13 protein-coding genes are annotated in these 16,744 nt (G+C 51.0%); 7 read left to right on the forward strand and 6 right to left on the reverse strand.

All coding sequences use genetic code 11. The features are described from left to right. Nucleotides 1-10: 10 nt before the first annotated feature. Together AC52PS_RS01950 and AC52PS_RS01955 are read right to left on the reverse strand one after the other, a co-directional pair. Nucleotides 11-1,891 (reverse strand): DUF4954 family protein, encoded by a 1,881-nt coding sequence (locus tag AC52PS_RS01950; RefSeq protein WP_495561341.1) that lies wholly within the window; start codon nucleotides 1,889-1,891, stop codon nucleotides 11-13. A 16-nt stretch (nucleotides 1,892-1,907) separates the two neighbouring features. Further along, entirely contained in the window at nucleotides 1,908-2,609 is a 702-nt protein-coding gene (locus tag AC52PS_RS01955; protein WP_495561342.1) for a Bax inhibitor-1/YccA family protein, read from the reverse strand. Between the two features lie 29 nt (nucleotides 2,610-2,638). On the opposite strand from AC52PS_RS01955, the gene pyrC reads away from it, so the two are divergent. The 3 genes from pyrC to hisE are packed head-to-tail and all read left to right on the forward strand — an operon-like array spanning nucleotide 2,639 to nucleotide 5,092. Further along, a complete protein-coding gene (pyrC, locus tag AC52PS_RS01960; RefSeq protein WP_495561343.1) occupies nucleotides 2,639-3,655 on the forward strand; it encodes a dihydroorotase in 1,017 nt (338 codons plus the stop codon). Next, a complete protein-coding gene (hisA, locus tag AC52PS_RS01965) occupies nucleotides 3,652-4,434 on the forward strand; it encodes a 1-(5-phosphoribosyl)-5-[(5-phosphoribosylamino)methylideneamino]imidazole-4-carboxamide isomerase (RefSeq protein ID WP_495561344.1) in 783 nt (260 codons plus the stop codon). Before pyrC ends, hisA begins: the two co-directional genes overlap by 4 nt. Beyond that, the gene (hisE, locus tag AC52PS_RS01970; protein WP_495561345.1) at nucleotides 4,427-5,092 is read left to right on the forward strand and encodes a phosphoribosyl-ATP diphosphatase; all 666 of its coding nucleotides are present in this window, start codon (nucleotides 4,427-4,429) and stop codon (nucleotides 5,090-5,092) included. Before hisA ends, hisE begins: the two co-directional genes overlap by 8 nt. 120 nt (nucleotides 5,093-5,212) lie before the next feature. Here hisE and leuB read toward each other — a convergent pair whose 3' ends face one another. Beyond that, entirely contained in the window at nucleotides 5,213-6,292 is a 1,080-nt protein-coding gene (gene leuB / locus AC52PS_RS01975; protein ID WP_495561346.1) for a 3-isopropylmalate dehydrogenase, read from the reverse strand. Nucleotides 6,293-6,556: 264 nt separating this feature from the next. On the opposite strand from leuB, the gene tkt reads away from it, so the two are divergent. Next, nucleotides 6,557-8,575, forward strand: coding sequence for a transketolase (gene tkt / locus AC52PS_RS01980; RefSeq protein WP_495561347.1), 2,019 nt, complete (start codon nucleotides 6,557-6,559; stop codon nucleotides 8,573-8,575). 41 nt (nucleotides 8,576-8,616) lie between these two features. On the opposite strand, the gene AC52PS_RS01985 is transcribed toward tkt, so the two are convergent. Both AC52PS_RS01985 and AC52PS_RS01990 read right to left on the reverse strand, forming a co-directional pair. Next, the gene (locus AC52PS_RS01985; protein WP_495561348.1) at nucleotides 8,617-9,303 is read right to left on the reverse strand and encodes a histidine phosphatase family protein; all 687 of its coding nucleotides are present in this window, start codon (nucleotides 9,301-9,303) and stop codon (nucleotides 8,617-8,619) included. Nucleotides 9,304-9,432: 129 nt separating this feature from the next. Beyond that, a complete protein-coding gene (locus AC52PS_RS01990; RefSeq protein ID WP_495561349.1) occupies nucleotides 9,433-11,277 on the reverse strand; it encodes a hypothetical protein in 1,845 nt (614 codons plus the stop codon). 79 nt (nucleotides 11,278-11,356) lie between these two features. Here AC52PS_RS01990 and AC52PS_RS01995 point away from each other — a divergent pair, with 79 nt between their 5' ends. From AC52PS_RS01995 to AC52PS_RS02005, 3 genes are all read left to right on the forward strand, one after another. Continuing rightward, nucleotides 11,357-12,811 carry a tetratricopeptide repeat protein gene (locus AC52PS_RS01995; protein ID WP_495561350.1) on the forward strand — a complete coding sequence of 485 codons (1,455 nt, stop codon included), beginning with the start codon at nucleotides 11,357-11,359 and terminating at the stop codon, nucleotides 12,809-12,811. Beyond that, complete coding sequence (locus AC52PS_RS02000; RefSeq protein WP_495561351.1) at nucleotides 12,795-13,778, forward strand: DHH family phosphoesterase; 984 nt, start codon at nucleotides 12,795-12,797, stop codon at nucleotides 13,776-13,778. Before AC52PS_RS01995 ends, AC52PS_RS02000 begins: the two co-directional genes overlap by 17 nt. A gap of 100 nt (nucleotides 13,779-13,878) precedes the next feature. Next, on the forward strand, nucleotides 13,879-15,192 hold the full coding sequence (locus AC52PS_RS02005) for a TraB/GumN family protein (RefSeq protein WP_495561352.1): 1,314 nt from the start codon (nucleotides 13,879-13,881) through the stop codon (nucleotides 15,190-15,192). 117 nt (nucleotides 15,193-15,309) lie between these two features. Here AC52PS_RS02005 and radA read toward each other — a convergent pair whose 3' ends face one another. After that, on the reverse strand, nucleotides 15,310-16,704 hold the full coding sequence (radA, locus tag AC52PS_RS02010; RefSeq protein WP_495561353.1) for a DNA repair protein RadA: 1,395 nt from the start codon (nucleotides 16,702-16,704) through the stop codon (nucleotides 15,310-15,312). Nucleotides 16,705-16,744: the final 40 nt, after the last annotated feature.

A 16,744-nucleotide genomic window follows, 5' to 3' on the forward strand; every position in this document is an offset into this window, starting at 1 on the left:
TTGATTCAATTCAGAGATTGATTTCCTGGCCGCCGATACGCCGGATTGCCTTTTCAGTACGCTCCTGTTCCTCTTCAATCTCTCTGCGGACTTGAAGGACAAAACTTTCATTGTCCACCGACGGATGGGTGTCCTGGTAATCGGGGATAATGTCCGATCCCCTGCTGATATCCCTGGAGCGGGATGTCTCAGTGCGTGTGAGAATATCCGGCAGCATATCTCTCAGCCGCTGCATTCGAAGCATCATTCCCTCCCAGTCTTTCGCAGGAGTCCGTCCCAGGTGTTGGGTATTTTCTCTGAGAATTAGCTCCCGTTCCTCCCTGAAAGAAACCAGGTCCAGAAAAAACCGGTAGGCTTCAATGGCTTTCAGGCGGTTTTCATCGGTAAGCATGTTTTTCCCGATTCCGGGTATATCTCCCGGAAGATACATTGTTTTCCTCTCACGGACATTCTCAAGCATTTCAACCGCATTGCGCATATATTCCAGTATTTCGGGTCGAAAAACCTGTAAGTCAAAGCGGTTTCGTTTGGCTTTGTTCCGTTTATAGTATTTGGCTTCGTTCCGTTTCAATGCGTAGAGGTTGGCAGAAAGGCCCCAGGCTGGAATAAGATTATTGAAACCCGGCGGAACCTCAAGATAATATCCCACCGGTTCGTTTATCAGACTGAACGGATATTGAAGTTTCTGGGGCAGGGTGGTCACACCGGCGGCTACAATGCTGTACGGCGCTTCACGGAAATTTGCCGGATATTTAATGGCGCAGCTGAGACCGAAAAACATTCCCTCTCCGGGCCAGCATTCCTGGTCAGGCATTCGGGATGTATGGTTGCTTCCCACATTTGCGCCGTAGCCTACATTGCCCCTGCCTCCGGGCCAGAATGCTGCAATCAGCAGGCTCTGATGATGAAATCCAATGAAGGGGCCGAGGAAGCAGCTGGTGATCTCACCTTTGCTGACCCCGGAATTGGGGCCGATGATGGAATCCACAATTTTACCGTGATGTTCCGCATGGCTGTGCTCGAATAGCATGGAATTTTGTATAATCGATGCATCGCTCACTTCAACACCGTCCTGGAGGATGGAGTTCCTGATTATGCTGCTGTTGGTAACAATGCTTGGATCGCTGCTGGTGGAAAATATGCTGCTATTGGATATTTCATCTGCGCCGAGAATCCGGCTGTAAGGCCCGATATAGGAATTGATAATGGACCGGCAATCCAGAATTCTTGAATGTTTATCGATGATGGTCCAGGTAAACCGTATACGCTCCAGGTAGTCTGAGAGATGGGTCTGGTATGCATCCTTTACAGCGGGTGAGCCGGGATGCATCAGCACATATTCCGCCAGTTCCAGACTTAAATCGGAGTAGAGGCCGATTTCCCTTCCACCGGTTTCAATGCCAATGGGAATATTCACCCCGTTACCGTACAGTGTTCCCCGGGAATCGCCAGTGAAGCCGGTACTGGAGTTGCTCAACAGGCTGTCCCGTACCACCAGGGTGGCAAATATTCTGGGGCAATTATGCACAGCACTTCCGCTTGCGATATGACTGTTTTCTATGCTGCTGCGGTGAATGCCCGATGGGAGTGATCCGGAGCTTTCATGGGTGCAAATCATTCGGCCGTCAAACTTCCCCAGAACCACATCACCTATAAATAAATTCTGGGTGATGAATTCAGGGGAGAAATCATCCACGACTTTGAGCCGTGACCAGTCCCCGCAGATATTGCCCTGCTTTTCAAGAGTGTGAATCTCGCTCCCAGAGAGGGCCCGCAGTGACCGCCCTTTGAGAACGGGACTTTCGGATTCGGGGACGGCCTTCAGCTTCTCCACCCGGTATGTGAAGTGGGAGTAATTGATATTCTCCAGAAGAGTTTCGAAATGTTTCAAAGAGGGGTATCCCGCACTATCTTCTGCCGCCGAAAATTCTCAGCAGGAAAAGAAACATGTTGATGAAGTCAAGGTAGAGCTTCAATGCTCCCATGATGCTCAGTCTGATGTAATTGGGTTCACTCATGTTTTCACCCATGGCATCGCTCATCCGTTTGATCCGCTGGGTGTCGTATGCGGTGAGACCCATAAAGAGCAGTACACCCACATAGCTAATAAGATAACTGAGGGCTTCGCTTCTCAGGAAAAAATTCACCAGAGATGCGATAATGACGCCGATGAGGGCCATGAAGAGATAGGATCCCCAGCTGGATAAGTCTTTGCGTGTAACAAATGCAAATATGCTCATGGCACCGAACATTCCCGCTGTAATGAAAAACGTGGTTGCAATGGATTGACTGGTGTACGCCAGAAAGATGAACGACATGGTGACACCGTTGAGAGCCGAGTACGCTGCGAACGCAATCGTAGCAGTTGCTGGTGACATTTTCATGATCCGTGCGGCGAGGAAAAACACCAGCCCCACTTCAACCAGCATGAGGATGAGAAATCCGTTGTTCTGGGCCAGGGTTCTTACCAGTTGGGTATTCTGTGCGGTGCCCCAGGCGACCACACCGGTAATTGCCAGGCCCAAAGTCATCCAAATATATACGTTTCGCATCAGATTCCTGGTCATAACTGCCGAGGAGCTGAAAGTCATTGAGTTTTCTCTATTCATAAAGCCTCCGTTTCTAATAATATAGTGCCATGATTCCCATTCGAAAACCAGACGATTTTCATATTCATTTGCGTCAGGGGGCCCGACTTCCCGGCTATCTTGCAGATGCCGCAGAGAGTTTTGCCCGTGTTCTCATTATGCCCAATACTCTTCCGCCGGTAAACAACCCGGGGCGGCTGAGAGAATACCAGCAGGAGATTCATAGGGCAAGCGGGGGCCTGAAGGATTTTGAGCCTTTGTACACCTTTAAAATTTCCAGCGCCATTTCCCCTGAAGAGCTGGAGGAGATGAACCGCCTGGGGGTAATTGCCGGGAAGTATTATCCTATGGGAGCCACTACCAATGCAGAAGACGGCGTGGCAGATCACAGAAGTATTTTTCCCATCCTTGAAGAAATGCAGTCCAGGGATCTGGTATTGTGTATCCACGGGGAAAACCCCGATTCCTTTGTCCTGGATCGGGAAAAAGATTTTCTGCCCGTCCTCCGGGATATTCGCAAGAATTTCCCCGGTTTGAGAGTTGTCCTTGAGCACATCAGTACTGCCGCAGGAATTCAGGCGGTGAATGATTTGGGTGAAAACACCGCCGGAACCCTGACGGTGCATCACCTTATGCGCAATCTGGATCATCTTTTAGGCGGAATGTTGAACCCTCACCTTTTCTGCAAACCGGTGTTAAAGACCCCCGGCGATCAAAAAGCCCTTGTGGATGCGGCGTTTTCCGGGAATCCGCGCTTTTTTCTTGGAACCGACAGCGCACCTCACCAGCGAGGAGACAAGGAATGTGATTGCGGATGCGCAGGAACCTATACCGCACCGGTGGCAATTCCGGCCTTGTTCCAATTTTTTCTCGAACAGGGAGCTATTGAGACAGGGAATACCCGTCTGTTTCAGGAATTCACTTCAGGCCATGGAGCGGATTTTTACCATCTTCCCAGGAACCAAAGCGAGATTATTCTGAAAAAATCCTCCTGGAAGGTTCCGGGGGAATACCACGGAGTGGTGCCGTTTTTAGCGAACAGCGAACTACAATGGAGAGTGCAATGAAAATTATTCCCGCAATTGACCTGCTGAACGGTGAAGCCGTCAGATTGTATCAGGGGTCCTATGACCAGGTGAAATCCTATTCCAGGGATCCGGTTGAAACAGCTCTGAAGTTCCAGGCCGAAGGGGCAACCCGGCTTCATGTGGTGGATCTCGACGCTGCCCGCTGGAAGGGAGGCAATCCCTCAGAAAGAACCCACAATCGTGAGCAGATACGGCGCATAGCCGAAGCCACGGAGATGAATCTGGAAGTGGGAGGGGGAATCAGAACCGATGACGATATCCGGGAACTGATGGATGCAGGCCTACGGCGTCTGGTAATTGGTACCTTGCTTGTTAAAAATCCCGGAATGGTACGCAGATGGATTGAACGCTACGATGCGGACTTTATAGCAGGCATAGATGCCAGAGACGGTGAGGTGAAAATTTCCGGCTGGGAGGACGGATCCAGCGTAAAGGATGATGTGCTTGCCTCCTCCATGGCAGATCTTGGGGTGAAGGGGATTATTTACACGAACATCAGCCTGGACGGTACGCTGAGGGGACCGGACATCCAACGTGCCCTCCACATTGCCGAGGCATCTGGACTGCCGGTCACCGTATCCGGCGGAATGGGGAGTATGGATGATTGTCGGGATGTTGCAGAGGCTGCGGCTGCGAACCCCGGTGCGGAAAACAATCCCATGATTGATGGGGTGATTATCGGAAAAGCGCTCTATGAAGGCAGCCTTTCCCTGGAAGAGGCGGTGATGCTGTATCAGAACAGGGGGGAAGATGTTTAGCCCACAGGACGGCGAAGTGCTGCCGGTTCTCATACGGAACAGTGAAGGTGAACTATTGGGCACAGGGATCAGCAATGAAAAAGGTTTCCGCAAAAGCATAGAACGTCAGGAGGCCTGGTTGCTCGACGGAAACACCGGACGCTTGCTTCCTTCACGGCGCATCGATGGATTTCAGGAAATACAGCATCGTGAGGGCTACTACGAGATTATTTCCCGGGGGTTCAACTCAAGCAATGAGGTGAACCCATCCCCAGCATCAGACGGTTCTTCACAGTCTGGAGAGGCAGGCGGAGCTTCCACTGATGCCGAAGCGGCGGGGAAGAATAGAGTCTCCCGAATGAACGGACTCCCCCCGGCAGACTCAGAGAAGTCAGATGGGAATGACATCGGGGCGTTCCTCCATCACCTTGAAGATACCATCCGTCAGCGGAAAAAAGAGATGCCCGCTGGATCGTATACCACCCATCTGTTTGAGAAGGGCGAAGAAAAAATCCGCAAAAAAACCGGAGAAGAAGCGGTAGAGCTGCTTTTGGCCCGGGATAACCAGGAGCTGGCTTCTGAGGCCGCTGACCTGATCTACCATCTGATGGTGCTCTTTGTGCAGCGGGAAATGAAATTCGGGGATGCTGTGGATGTGCTCCGAAGCCGCCACAGCTGACCTGTGCAGGCCGGCTGTATATTCGGCCCCGCCGAACGCCAAGGGGCGTCACCTACAAAACGGCCGGACCTACAACACGGCCGGACCTACAAAACGGCCGGACCTACAACACGGCCGGGCCTACAACGCGGCCAGGATTTTGTCTCCCATTTCGGCGGTACCGATTTGGGTGCAGCCTTTGCTCATAATATCACCGGTTCGAAAGCCCTGATCCAGAACAGTACTGATAGCGGAAAAGATGCGGCTGTACGCCTCATTCATCCCGAAGCTGTATTTCAGCATCATACCCATGCTGAGTATCTGGGCAATGGGGTTTGCAATTCCCTGGCCTGCAATATCCGGAGCACTTCCGCCGGAGGGTTCATAGAGACCAAAGCTTCCATCGGCCAGACTTGCACTGGGGAGCATCCCCAGAGAACCGGTGATCATGCTTGCTTCATCGCTGATAATATCACCAAACATATTTCCGCATAGAATTACGTCAAACTGACCGGGATTTTTCACCAGCTGCATTGCGGCGTTGTCCACATACATGTGAGATACGGAGACATCAGGATAATCTGAGGATATTTCATTCACCACTTCTCTCCACATAACCATGGATGTGAGTACATTGGCTTTATCTATTGAACAGAGTTTCCGGTTTCGTTTCATGGCGGTTTCAAAGCCTACCTTTGCGATACGCCGTATTTCATCCTTGGTGTAAACCAGGGTATCGTAGGCTCTGTCGTTTTCCCGGCCCTTCGGTTCTCCGAAGTAGATTCCGCCAGTTAGTTCCCGCACCACCAGAAGATCAAAATTATTTCCAATCACCTCGTTTTTCAGTGGAGAAGCATCCTGGAGCTGGGGGAAAATCACCGCAGGACGAAGATTGGCATAGAGGCCGAAGGTCTTGCGCAGGGGAAGCAGTGCGGCCCGTTCCGGCTGCTGTTCGGGAGGAAGGTGTTCCCACTGGGGTCCTCCCACGCTGCCAAAAAGGATGGCTTGAGAATTCCTGCAAAGATTCAGAGTAGAATCGGGGAGGGCCGTCCCGTGATTATCAATTGCTATCCCCCCCACATCCCCATGGGTGAGTTCATATATTTGACCCTCATCCTGCATGATTTTCGAAAGAATCTTTTCCGCCTCGGTCATCACTTCAGGGCCAATCCCGTCTCCGGGCAGAACGGCAATTCGCATTGTACTCATTTCCTGATTCATTTATTCTCCTCTACAGGTCAGAAATAAACAGATAGTGTATTTTCCAAAGGAAAAAAATCCGTTTTCTGTTAACAACCTGCTGAATGATACGGTATTCTGAGGCTCTTATTAAACTCCAGTTTGAAAAGAACCTTACAACAATGTCAAAACTATAATTAACAATTATAGTAGGTAATTAGGATTTCTAAAGGTCACGGTAGTTTCTGAACTTTTCGAATTCAGAAATCGCCTCACCATAAAAGTATTTTTTTTCGGAGGATATGCATGAATATACAGAGTCTTGAAAATATTGCAAAGACCGTCAGAGCACTTTCTGCAGATGCGGTGGAAAAAGCCAAGAGCGGACACCCGGGATTGCCCCTTGGAATGGCGGAGTTCGGAGCCTGGCTGTTCGGCGAACGAATGAACCATAACCCGGGAAATTCCAGCTGGATGAACAGAGACCGCTTCGTGCTCTCCGCCGGTCACGGCTCTATGTTCTTATATTCTCTGCTCCATCTCAGCGGGTATAAATTACCGCTGGAAGAACTGAAAAACTTTCGACAGCTGAATTCCCTGACCCCCGGGCATCCGGAATACGGACACACCGACGGTATTGAAACAACCACCGGTCCTTTGGGACAGGGCTTTGCGAACGCTGTAGGAATGGCAATGGCCCAAGCCTACAGCATGGAGAAATTCAACACCTCTGAGCATCGGATTATCGACCATTATGTGTACACCCTTATGGGAGACGGATGCATGATGGAAGGAATCTCCACCGAGGCGGCCAGTCTGGCCGGTCATCTGGGGCTTGGGCGTCTTATTGCCTTTTACGACAGCAATAAAATATCAATTGAAGGATCCACCGAGCTAGCCTACTCGGAAGACAGCGCTGGTAAATTCTCTGCTTTGGGGTGGCATGTACAGGAAATTGATGCATATGATTTCGACGCCATGGATTCGGCTCTGGATGCGGCTCAGAAAGAGGGGAAACGACCCAGTCTTATTATACTGAATTCAACAATCGGAAAAGGTGCGCCTAATAAGGCCGGTACCGCCGGAGTACATGGTGCCGCCCTTGGCTCGGATGAAAGATCGGCATTCCGGAAAAATCTGGGGCTGCCCGAGGAAGATTTCCACATAGTCCCCGGTGTTGAGGAGTATTTTACCGAAAAGCGAAAGAGCTGGCAGAAGGCTGAAGCCGATTGGAATGAGCTGTTTGCCCAGTGGTCTTCTGCAAATCCAGAATTGGCCGGTGAATGGGAGCAGTGGCACCGGGGAATTCAGGAAGATGATCTTAAAGATATTAACTTCGCCCAGTACAAGACCGGCGACGGGGAGGCCAGCCGAAAGTCCAGCGGTTCCGCCATCCAAAGCCTTGCTGCCCGGTTCACCAACCTTATCGGCGGTTCTGCAGACCTTGCCCCTTCCAATAATACCCTGATTAAAGAAGAAGGCGACTTCGGCCCCCAAGCTTTTCGCGGGCGGAATCTTCATTTCGGCGTCCGGGAACATGCAATGGGTGCTGTGGCCAATGGAATGGCACTTTACGGCGGTTTGAGGGTGTACGCTGCAACATTCCTGGTGTTCAGCGATTATATGCGACCGGCCATTCGTCTTGCTGCACTCATGAATCTGCCGGTTATATATGTTTTTACCCACGATTCAATTTTTGTGGGAGAAGACGGTCCGACCCATCAGCCTGTGGAACAGGCTACCGCCCTTCGCACAATTCCGAATCTTAACCTGTACCGTCCCGCCGATGCACAGGAAACCATTGCCTCGTGGAAGGAAGCCCTTCTGCGTCAGGACGGACCTACGGCTCTATCTCTTACCCGGCAGGGTCTGACTGTCTTTCCGAAACCCGGAAATTGGGAACTGGATTTCAAGCGGGGTGCCTATGCAGCCTTTGAAACTTCCGGTTTTGCCGGAGCTTTGGAAAAAGCGGCAGACGGACATCCTGCTCCAGCAGTGATCGTCGCCACGGGTTCTGAAGTGAACCTTGCTCTGGATGCAGCCAAAGCATACAGCGAACAGGGATCACAGGTACGTGTTGTGTCCATGCCCTGTCGTGAGCGTTTTTATGCCCAGGATGAAGAATACAGAGATAAGATAATTCCCGAGGCTGCAAGGGTGTTTGCCGTTGAAGCCGGAGTTTCCATGGGATGGGAAGGACTTACCGGAAGCAGAAAGCGCATACTGGCGTTGGACGGATTCGGTACAAGTGCTCCTGGAGGAAAAGCCGCACAGTCTCTGGGGCTGAGCTCCCAGAACCTTTTGGAGATGCTTAATAGCAACTGACAGCCCGCCGCCCCGCCTGAATTGCCCAAGACATGGGTGGTTCAGTAGGGGATGTGGTTTATCTGCACCCACTCTGAATAAAACCCCGGCCCCTGGGTACTTTCATCACCGGGAACCGGGGTTACAGCAAGGTGATAGATGCCGCAATTTCCGGTTCTGATAACCGGAAGCCAATTCTCCCACCGATCTGAGAAACTCAATTTATATATCCACTGGATCAGACCTCCATGAGAGACGCTGAGGATTCGTTTTTTTCCCTGATTCGCCAGGTCGATCATTTCGTTCCACACTGAAAATCCCCGTTCCATCAACTGATGCAGCCGCTCTGCGGAAGGGACTGCCTCCCAGCTGTGATGCTGAAAAGCGTTCCATTCATCTGGATACTGTGACTGAATCTCCTGAAATGTGAGGCCGGAAAAAATCCCCGTGTCCAATTCTTTCAGTTCATCCCGCCGAATAATATCATTGGGGGCAACCGTATTTTGAGCCGCTACTATCTGTGCGGTTTCCAAGGCCCGGGACAGGGGGCTGGAGAGAATTGCATCCAACCCCTGTTCTCTAAAGTAATGGGCCGCAGAGCGGGCATGGTCCCTCCCCAGGGCGGTAAGTGGCAAGTCCACGTGTCCCTGAATCATTCGTTTGCGGTTGCCTTCGCTTTCTCCATGGCGGAGAAAATAAAAATGAGCCTTTTGCTTCAATGTTTCAAATGGTATGGGATTTCTGTGCATGCAGATTCTCCTGTGCGATGCTTTTGGGGTTCAGGCTCTTTCCCCGCGATTCAAAGAACGAACGGAGAATTTCTTATTGGTTAAAAAGAGACATTTTCAAAAAATTAATTTTGAAAGATGCTCTAAAGACTATTCGTAAAAGAGTCTGATAGTTTGATTCGGGTCGTCATCGAAAAACTTAATCATCAATGTGTTGCTGTCCGCGTTGTAGTATCGACCCTTGCTGTAAATTTCAAAATCCGGTGCATTTCGCCAAATTATCCCGAACAACTCCATACCATTCAGGGGATCGATACCGGGAATACCCCGGAAGAACATGAAATGGGTACGGTTTGGCGAATTATCGAAGTTGATGGTGAACTCGCCGGGACGACTAATGATTTCATAATTGTTCATAATAGTGTAGGCCCAGGCTCCGTTTCCAAAATATGGCGCCAGACTGATATGTCTGGGGTAATATGGGTTGTCGGAGATAAGCGGATAGATTTCCTCCGGATTGGTGGTACCTTGGGTTGCAGAAATAGCCCCGGCGGTAAGCTCAATCTGGGAGGGCAGAAATCCCATCTGATCACCCAGTCTGAGTATGGATAATACCATGTTTTTACCCAGGCTGATGAACTGTTCATTGCCGGTTTCTTCTCCTGCGGCAATGAGGGTCTGACCTGCAAGAATGGTGTAGTAGCTGTTGGCTATTCCAGGTTCGGTAGCAAAGAAAAAGCCTTCATCAACTTTCACGATCTCCGGTAGAATGTTTTCTTCCAGAATTCCCTCGAAGCGGCTGAGTATCTGGCGAATCTCCTGGTCGGGAAATTCTCCCAGATAATAGTTCATGGCCAGCCCCAATGCTTCCAGAGGCGAAAGGCTTGCTGGAGCAAGACTTTCGGTAAAGGCTACAAGATTAGGCAGCAGGTTTTCCGAACCCCTGTCCGTTGCATAGCGGAACAGATTTCTGGTGAGGAATACCATGGCATTTCCCTGATTGATCATGTTTCTAATACGGATGCTTTCCTGTCTGTCCGCTGCTTCCAAATCATTGGTGACTTTTCTCAGGTTCCCTAAAAATACCGACGAGCGATAGCTGAGTTCCAAGGGGAAAATATCCGCCGCACTGCGCATTTCATTGTATACCCTGGTATACTCCTCCCGGGCCCAGGCTTCTGAGAGAACATTTACCAGAATTTCTTCGGAAAATCGGGGGCTTCCTTCGCGCATATCCCAGGTTCCCTGGGTGGAGTTGTAACGGTTGCTCTTCCAGGCAAGATACACCCGATCGATATAGTCCCCGATTTCAGTCTCATAAAGATCTTCGGGAATATTTTCCATTTGGTTTTCAAACCACAGCTCGAAAATATTCTCATTTCCTGCCGCCCGACGGGTGTAGCGGATATTGCGGTTGAGACCGTCTCCCGGAATATTGAGCAGGTTCTGCTCCTGATTGATGTAGGAGCGTGGCGGTAATGCAAGAATGTAGCGTTCGCCGCCGTTATTCACATCCAGGCCGGGAAAATTTTCCGTTGCGCTGGCAGACGCCCCGGTGCGCAGCATGAAAGGAATGCGCAGACTCATGAGACTGCTGTAACGGGAAGGAATTGAAGTATTGATGCTCAGCTGATCTCCTTCTTCATCATGCTGGAATATGAGTTCTGTGCCGTTATCAAAAAAAACCGTGAGTCCTTCTTCCCGATTTCGGTAACCCGAGACCAGCGTTTCCTCCCTGGTGTTCTGTCGTGTTTCCAGAATGAGGGGGTTATCGCTGTCAAATGTAAATTGAATACCTTCAAACTCAACGACAACGGACGCTAACTCACCGTTTTCCGCATCATTATCCAGGTTCAGGGTTCCGCTGAGCATAATTCTGCCGAAATTCTCGGTAAAAATGCTTCCGCCGGAGAATTGGAGAAATATCAGACCGGCGATAATGCCCAGGTAAAGCACAGGTGCGAAAAATGCACCCATATGCAATTGTCTCTTCATAGTAGGGGAGTGTATCAGCCTGCCCCCCCTAAATCAAGAAATCTTGCCTAAACAGGACATGGGCAGTATGATACCACAGATGAAATTTCAACCAGTGTTTCGCGGAGGGACAATCCTCCTTGTCAGTCTGTTTATCATTTCCTGTGCAAGTACGCCGGAAAGCCCTGCGGATATGCAAAATGCCGCCGAAGAACAGAATGCTTTTGAAAGTGAAATAGAAGTGTATGACCGGATGAGCGCAGCCATTCTTCTGGGGGATCCTCAAGAAGCCATCCAAGCATACGAACAGGCACGGCTGGATGACCCTGATGATCCCGCCAGCCGTATTCTCCTTGCCCGTCTGCAGATTGCCGCAGGTGAACTGGATGCCGCCGAGGCCGTTCTCAAAGATCTCTTAAACCCCGGAGGCGGGAATTCCGATGATCCCGGTTCTGATGAAATATCCACAACCGAAGAACTCAGTGCTGAAGATAGGGCGGATGCCTTTGTGAGTTTGTCTCTCATCGAGAGGGCCAGGGGCAAACGGGAAGCCGAAGAGGATCTTCTTGTACGGGCCCTGCAGGCGGATGAAGGCAATGTTCAGGCCAACACCGGAATCGGGGAAATCCTGCTGGAGAAGAAACAATACGACCGGGCTGAAAAGCGTTTCCAAAAGGCGCTGGAAACGGAAGATGAAAATTTTGTGGCCCTGCAGGGGCTGGGAAACAGCTACCTGAGGAACGGAAAGAGTCAGGATGCAATATCTGCATTCAGTCGGGCAATTAATGTGGATCCTGACTATAGTTACAGTTATGTGGACCGCTCCCGGGCATATGTTGAGCAGGGATATTACCAGAGGGCCATAGCAGACATGACCCAGGCTATTGAGCTTGATGAAGCAAATGGCTGGAACTATCTGGATCGGGGCAGGATGAATGCCCGGAGCGGAAATTTTGAAGCTGCAGACCGGGATTTCAGTGCAGCAATAGAGCGCATCCCGGGAATTTTTTTGAACTACGCCTATCGGGGTCAGGTCCGGGCCTTTTTGGGAGATTACGAACCTGCCGCCGCGGATTATGAGCGCTCTCTGGAAATACGCCCTGATTATTATCCCGCCTACAGCTACCTGGGAGCTCTTGAATATATTCTTGGAAACCATCAGAATTCAGGGAAGCTTCTGGATGATGCCTGGAATGAAGAGGAGAACAGGAAATCTCTCATCCTGTTTTCCGCAGCCGCCCGATTTGCCCAGTCCCAGAGCGCCGGGAGAAACTACCTTGAACGGAGACTCAGCGAGTTCCCCAGAGATGAACTATTCTACTTCGTTGGAAGGTTTTTCATCGATGGGGTGGATAGCCGGCTGCTCCGTCAGATCCAGCAGGAGGAAGATATGCAGACCAAGGCTCTTGCCCAGTTCTTTACCGCACTCCGATACGCTCAACGGGAGCAGAACAGTACCGCTCTTGCGCTTCTCAATTCCCAGGAACAGGAACGGCTGGAAGGAACACCGGAAGGTGTGGTCCGTACATGGTTAATCGATGAATTATCTCAATAAATTGACATCAAGTCTGGATCCCTCCAGGCGGGTGGTTATTCAGGTTCATGATTTTCCCGATCATGATGCGGTAGCCAGCGGATTCGGACTCATGCGTCTCCTTGCGCCCAGGGATTTTCATGTTGAACTCTGCTATACCGGAAGAATTGAAAGCAATTCCCTCTCATCTGCAGTGGAGCAGCTGGAAATCCCCTTGGCGCCCAGTAGTGAAATCGGGATCTCAGATGACGACCAGTTGATAATTGTGGATGGATTTGTTGGGAACCGCAATGTTAGTGAGTTGCCCGGGGAAATTATCGGCTTGATTGATCATCACAGCCCTCCGGAAAAGCCCACTACGCCCTTTTTCGATATCCGTGAAGAGATAGGGTCCTGCTCCACCATCATTTATGATTATTACCATGAATCGGGATTGACGTTTGAGCGAAATGTGGCCACGGCATTGCTCATGGGCCTGATGATGGATACGGCATTTATGACCCGGGGTGTTACACGCCCGGATATGAAGGCGTTTTCCGAGCTTTTTTTTCTCGGAGATTGGGAGACCGGCAGCAGGTTGTTGAGAAACAGCCTGAGCCTCCAGGACTTGCAGGTATTCCGGGAGGCCATTAATTCCTGCGAGGTGGCGGATGACTTTGCCTTTGTCCCGGTGGAGAAAGAATGCAGTCCGGAAGTTATGGCCATAACCGCGGATTTTTTCCTGGGCCTGCAGGAGATCCGTTTTGTGGTGGTGCTGGTTCCGGACCGGGACGAATACCGCATTTCCGTTCGCAGCGAAGACCTTCTGCGTCCCTCCGATCTTATCATCAGAAAAGCACTTCGGGGTGTGGGTTATGGTGGCGGCCATGTTCACATGGGAGGCGGGAATATTCCCAGGGACCTTTTTCCTGGGCAGAAAACACTTCGGAACAGATTTATTGAGGCCATGGGACAGCAGATAGCAGCAGGGATTCCCGGTAAAGAATGAATGACAGGGACATGAGTATACTTTTCCCAATTGATATGCTACAAATCCCTGCCGGAAAAGCCGGTAAAAGCAAAAAAAACCAGACAAAAGCAGAACATAGATGAAAACAGCAAAGAAATCTAACGAACAGGTACAGGAAGCGGATACGGCACAGGATTCACATCACTCCCCCGGGGAGGAAGCTGTGAAGGGAGACTCCAGGGTCACTCAGGACGGTGATACAGTTACCCGGATCTCCACCAGCCGGGGAGAACTGGTGATTTTGGGCACCGCACATGTTTCTGAAGACAGTGCCCGGGAAGTTGATCAGACAATCCGGGATGAACAGCCGGAAGCTGTGTGTATTGAGCTTGATCAAAACCGTTTCAAATCCCTGAATCAGGAAAACAGCTGGAAAAACCTGGATATCTTTCAGATTATCAAGCAGAAGAAGACATTTCTCCTGCTGAGCAATCTGGTGCTTTCTGCGTACCAGAAACGTCTGGGACTCAATCTGGGAACCAAGCCCGGCGATGAGATGCGGGCAGCGGTTGCTGCAGCCGATGAGCTGGGAATTACCAAGTTCATGATAGATAGAGATATCCAGATGACGTTGTCCCGGGCTTGGCGAAAAACCGGATTCTGGGGAAAAAATAAAATTCTTGCAGTACTGATCGGTTCGGCCTTCTCCCGTGAGAAGTTGGATGAAGAAGCCATTGAAAGTCTGAAACAGCGAAGTGCGCTGGATGACATGATGAAAGAAATGGCGGAGTTCCTCCCATCGGTGAAGCAGGTGCTCATAGATGAACGGGATCATTACCTTGCCATCAATAGCTGGAAAAAAATGGCCGGCCGGGAAAAGGTTCTCTCCATTGTTGGAGCCGGACATGTTCCCGGCATGGTGCGCAAGATTCTGGAATTGGACGATCAGGAAACACCACACAACAATTCGTCGGAGGAGCACGCCGAGTCGGAATTGAAGCAGATATCCCGGGTTCCTCCCCGGGGAATTATCAGCAAGAGCCTTCCCTGGCTCCTGGTGGCTGCCATTGCCGGGTTGATCATTTCCGGCTTTATTACCAAAGGCTGGGAGGGGGGGCTGCAGAGTCTTCTACGCTGGATACTTGTGAACGGGACGCTCTCAGCCCTGGGAGCCGCCGTGGCCCTGGGACATCCGGTCACTGTAATCTCCTCTTTTCTCGCTGCTCCGGTCACCAGTATGAACCCCACCATTGGTGTGGGATTTGTCACCGGCATGCTGGAAGCTCTTCTGAGAAAACCCAGGGTTCAGGACTTTGAAAAACTCGGCGATGATATCACCACAATCCGGGGATTTTTCCGAAACCGGATTACCCGGATTCTTCTGGTGTTTTTCTTTTCATCTCTGGGCTCTTCAATCGGAACGTTCATAGCCCTGCCCCTTCTGTTTCCATAACCCGCAGGATCTATCTGGATGCGACGGTAAATGAGGTCAAATTTTCCGATCTTTCCCTCATACGTCTTTGGGGCATGTACTTTAAGGAACATTGAGGGAATTGAGGGAAATGTGCGTTCAACCCTTTCCCCAGAGGGCGGTCACGGTTTCAGAGATGGATCGAACCCGCAGAACCGGAGCTCCCCGGCTTTCTGCCGGGGACTCTTGAGAATTCTTCTGAAGGCCCCCCGGGGGAGGGGCCAGAATCCGCTTGTATCCCAGTTCACCGGCCTGTTGAATTCTTCTTCGCAGATGACTGATGCTGCGCACTTGGCCGGATAGACTGATTTCACCGCAGAAGGCCGTAGCCGCAGGGAGGGGCATACCCGTCCGTGCAGAATAGAGCGCCATGGCCAGTCCAAGTTCGGTGCCCACATCCTGAATCCGAATTCCTCCTGCAACATTCACATATAGATCCTGATCGGAAAATCTCAGGTTTGCATGTTTTTCCAGGACGGCGGCAACCCTGTTTACCCTCCTCTGATCTATCATGTCCGAATAGACTCTGCCGAAACCGCCCTTACCGGGAACCGTCAGAGCCTGAATCTCAACCATCAGAATTCTGCTGCCCTCATAGACCGGAACAATGGATGTACCTGCAGGAAGCTCTTCCTCCTCGCTGAGAAATAGCCTGCCCGGATCTCCCACTTCTGTAAGCCCGTCGGACCCCATGGTGAAGATCCCTATCTCATCACTGGATCCAAACCGGTTCTTGTTGGCTCTCAGAAATCTGAGTTCTGCCTGGGAATGATCAAAATACAGAACCGCATCCACCAGATGCTCCACCAGTTTGGGGCCTGCAATTGCTCCTTCCTTGGTTACATGGGCGATAAAAAATACGCAGGCATTTACTTCCCGGGCTGCCTCGCTGATAATCTGAACCGAATGCTTTACCTGATTCGGGCTGCCCGGAGAGGAAGAGGATTCTTCGGTGCCCAGTGTCTGGATGGAATCTACAATGATTACTCCCGGTCTGTGTGATTGAATAGACCGGCTGCATAATTCCGCTGATGACTGGGAGAGAAGGCTGATACGGTCCCCTTGAATACCCAGCCTGGAGGCGCGCATTTTGATCTGAGACTGGGCTTCCTCACCCGATATGTAGAGGACCGGCCCGCTCCGGGAATACGCGTCTGCAGCCTGGAGCATGAGGGTCGATTTTCCGATTCCCGGTTCACCTCCCAACAGCACCGAGGAGCCGCCCATAACACCGCCGCCAAGTACCCGATCCAGTTCCACCATTCCCGAAGAGATCCGCCTGCCTTCCCCGCTTTCCACGTCCGAAAGCTTAACCGGAGCGGCGGCATTCGCTGTATCGCCCCCTATGGTTCCCCCGCTGGATGTGCGGCTCGGGGCCGGATGCTTCTCCACAAAACTGTTCCATTCACCGCAGGACGTGCAGCGTCCGCTCCATTTTGGTTCCCGATGTCCGCAGCTGCTGCATTCAAAATATTTGACTGCCTTTTTTGCCATATGTGCCGCCTTTGGTTGACTAAGCCTGGATCAATACTTA

The organism is Salinispira sp. (genome assembly GCF_059431795.1).